The following is a 339-nucleotide window of genomic DNA, read 5'->3' as shown; positions in this document are numbered from 1 at the left end:
TGGAAAATAAAAAAGGGACACGCCTACCTGCGTATCCCTTTTTACTGTGGAGGTAAGGGGAGTCGAACCCCTGACCTTCCCGCTTCCTGCGGGACGCTCTGGACAACTGAGGCGCGGTGGAAAATAAAAAAGGGACACGCCTACCTGCGTATCCCTTTTTACTGTGGAGGTAAGGGGAGTCGAACCCCTGACCTCCCCGCTTCCTGCGGGACGCTCTGGCCATCTGGGCGGGGTGGAAAACAAAAAGGGACACGCTTTCCTGCGTATTCCTTTAACCGTGGAGGTAAGGGGAGTCGAACCCCTGACCTTCCCGCTTCCTGCGGGACGCTCTGGACAAAC

Origin of the sequence: Tenuifilum sp., assembly GCF_037481895.1 — a bacterium.
In the GTDB taxonomy this organism is placed as follows: domain Bacteria; phylum Bacteroidota; class Bacteroidia; order Bacteroidales; family Tenuifilaceae; genus Tenuifilum; species Tenuifilum osseticum.
This window is presented reverse-complemented; position numbering follows the sequence as displayed.